This window comes from Bythopirellula sp. (genome assembly GCF_041737835.1).
In the GTDB taxonomy this organism is placed as follows: Bacteria; Planctomycetota; Planctomycetia; order Pirellulales; family Lacipirellulaceae; genus Bythopirellula.
This window is the reverse complement of record NZ_JBGSQY010000006.1, coordinates 1-2847: the sequence shown is the minus strand read 5'-3', so window position 1 is coordinate 2847 and position 2847 is coordinate 1. Positions and strand designations below refer to the sequence as shown.

At 54.9% G+C, this 2847-nt stretch carries 3 protein-coding genes; all 3 read left to right on the top strand.

What is annotated here, in order from left to right; all coding sequences use genetic code 11:
* The coding region (locus AC6T8Q_RS02900; RefSeq protein ID WP_500677647.1) for a molybdopterin dinucleotide binding domain-containing protein at positions 1 to 990 on the top strand (990 nt) is incomplete at its 5' end.
* Between the two features lie 299 nt (positions 991 to 1289).
* Entirely contained in the window at positions 1290 to 2069 is a 780-nt protein-coding gene (locus AC6T8Q_RS02895) for a Crp/Fnr family transcriptional regulator (protein ID WP_500677646.1), read from the top strand.
* A gap of 116 nt (positions 2070 to 2185) precedes the next feature.
* The gene (locus AC6T8Q_RS02890; RefSeq protein ID WP_500677645.1) at positions 2186 to 2698 is read left to right on the top strand and encodes a zf-HC2 domain-containing protein; all 513 of its coding nucleotides are present in this window, start codon (positions 2186 to 2188) and stop codon (positions 2696 to 2698) included.
* Positions 2699 to 2847 lie beyond the last annotated feature (149 nt).

Here is a 2847-nt window from a genome sequence, read left to right as displayed (position 1 = left end):
ATGATAGAGTGGGTGCTCGAGCGGCGGCTGCGGCTGTACACAAAGTTCTACGACGCCCCCGGAGAGGCCAAGCCGGACTGGTGGGCAGTCGCCAAGCTCGCCAGGGCGATGGGCTTCACGGGCTACGATTGGGCCGACGACAACGCGGTGTTCGAGGAAGCTGCCCGGTTCAGTCGAGGTGACGTGCTGGACTATTACCCACTCGTCTGGAAGGCGAAGCAGGATGGCAAGCAGGGCCACGACGCTCTCCGCGAGATGGGGACGACGGGCATCCAATGTCCGGTTCGATACGAGCAAGGCAAGTTGGTCGGCACCGCCCGGCTGCACGACAGCACCCTGAAGCTCTCCGATCCTGAAGGCCCGACGACCCACGCCAAGTGGCTAACAGCGTTTAACTCCCACTCGGGCAAAGCTCTGCTAATCAAGAGTCCGTGGGAACTATTCGCTGACTTCTATGTGAGGATCAAACCGGACCCGAAGAAGGGTGAGTTCTGGCTGACGTGCGGACGCATCAACGAGAACTGGCAGTCTGGGTTCGATGACCTCCGCAAACCTTACATGGCCGCGCGATGGCCCGGCAACTTCGTCGAGATTCACCCGGATGACGCCAAGTTGTACAACATCGAAAGCGGCGACGTGGTGCGGCTGACGAACGACGACGTGCTGATCCAAACCGGTGGATTCAACCGCGTGGAAGCGGAGGAGATCAAGTTCTCGTGGTTGGAGAAGGAAGGCCATATCCGCGTCGGCAAAGGACAAATCGAGGCGATTGCAATGGTCACTCCCGCCGTACCGCCGGGGCTGCTGTTTACCTACTTTCTGTTCCCACCGAACCCTTTCAACGCTTTATCTCATCGCGTCGCCGATCCAATCACAAACAACTACCGCTATAAACTGGCCAAAGCGAAGTTGGTGCGGGTCGGCGAATCGCCGTACAAGCAGGATCGGCGGTTTCTCAGCTTTCAGCGAAGGGATTTTGCGCCGAGTTAGCTGCTTGGCAGTGAAAATCAGATTTCGTTTATCGCACGAATGTTGTGCTTATTGCAATTCGCTATGTTTTTGGTGACAAGTGTAAGAATCTGTCTCTTCCGACGACTAATCGGCAGAGGCATTGAATTACTCATCGCGGTGTAGCCCATCGCAACTGCGCTAAGGGCACGGCTCGCCTGCTCAAGCTAACTATCGCTGCCGACTGCGAACGAGTAAAATTGTTTTACTATCTTGCGGTATTTACTATATCGCGGTAGTGGTTCCTTTAGATTCGCGTACGAATTTCAGGTATCTTCCGGATGGCGCAACGGCTTTGGTACGTCCGAAATTGCTCCCTGTTTCAGCGCCTGAGCGCCGAGTATCTTAGCCGCCTGGAGCAGCGCGCGCGAATTCGCGAGTTTCCACGAAATAGCACTGTATATTTGCCGTCCGATATTGCCGATGGCGCTTTTCTGCTAGCTCAGGGCCGCATCAGGATTTGTTCAACGACTCCGGATGGCAAACAAGCCATACTGGCTTTCGTCGAGCCGGGCGAACTGTTTGGTGAATTGGCCCTAATTGAGGTAGGGGAGCGAGAAGAACGAGCCGAAGCGGCGACGGATTGCACAGTCGTCCTCCTCCCCGGCGATGAATTGCGGCGTCTGATGGAGAATTTTTCAGACATTTCTCTCGGGGTGACGAAACTTATCGGCCTGCGCCGAAAGCGCGTTGAACGGCGACTTCGGAGCTTATTGTTTCGCTCAAACCATGATCGATTGGCTCATTTGCTGCTTGAACTAGTCGAGCAGTACGGTCGGCCGTCACCAGAGGGCGTTTTGTTGGAAATTAAACTCTCCCATCAAGAACTTTCGTCAATTATCGGGGCGACTCGCGAAACGATCACTGCTTTGTTGGGGGAGATGCAACTCGATGGTCTGCTGAAAATTAGTCGCCAAAAAATTGTTGTTCGTGATCTCCGTCGACTTGCCGCAGACCGTGGGATTCCAGTGCCAATTTTATCCGCCGCAACCTCCGCAGCAGCGATGTCCCAACAGTTTCAATTACGGTCACTGAAGAAACCAGACGCGACCGACCCGTGAGTAAAATCGGATCAACCATGCCAAATGTGAAATGGTTTACAGAAGTCTCGCTCCCATGAGCCGATAATTAACGAGTAGTTCAGTTCCCGGCTTAAGCAGGCATCCGTCGCTGGCCCGTGAAGAAGGATTTAATGAGCAAGTCAAACACCAATATTGACGACTGGATGCCCTGCTCGCCAGGGAGTCTTTCAGCATTTGCTGGCCAAGAGCGGACTCGTCAGCGCCGTGTATTCCTGTCGAGAGCCGCAGGGGCGTCGGCGGCGGTCCTAATCGCGATCAGTGCCGGATATTTCGCATTCGATCCGTCGCACTCCAAGGAGCCGAATTTTGGTGGTGTCACCTGTTCCATCGTGCGGAAGAATGCTCCGCAGTTTATGGCTGGGAAACTCGATCCCAGCCTTACGGAGCAGATTCGCATCCATCTGGAGCAATGCCCGGACTGCCAGCGGTTCTGGAAGGAAATGGCCGGCAAAGCAATGGCGCAGGTATCTCTGCAAACTCCGCTGCGTTATCCAGAGAGCTGTGGCTGTGAAGACTGTCGGCAGCGGCAATTATTGCTTATGCCAGAATTCCTGGAACCCGTCGCCAAACCGGCGGCGTTGGATCAGCGGTTTGCACTTTCTCGTTGAGTGTGGAATGCTTCACGGAGCCACACGCGAGTTTTCTCCGATATTAAGTGCGTCAACGTCAATGTGGCGTTGATTTAACTCAAACATCGGAGACCGCCATGCGAGAATTCGTGATCTGTCCCGTCGGCTGCATCCTCATCCTGGCCCTC

Bases quoted from the DNA above. Each gene is read 5' to 3' on its own strand.
- AC6T8Q_RS02895 (WP_500677646.1), top strand. From the start codon at position 1,290: ATGGCGCAACGGCTTTGGTACGTCCGAAATTGCTCCCTGTTTCAGCGC.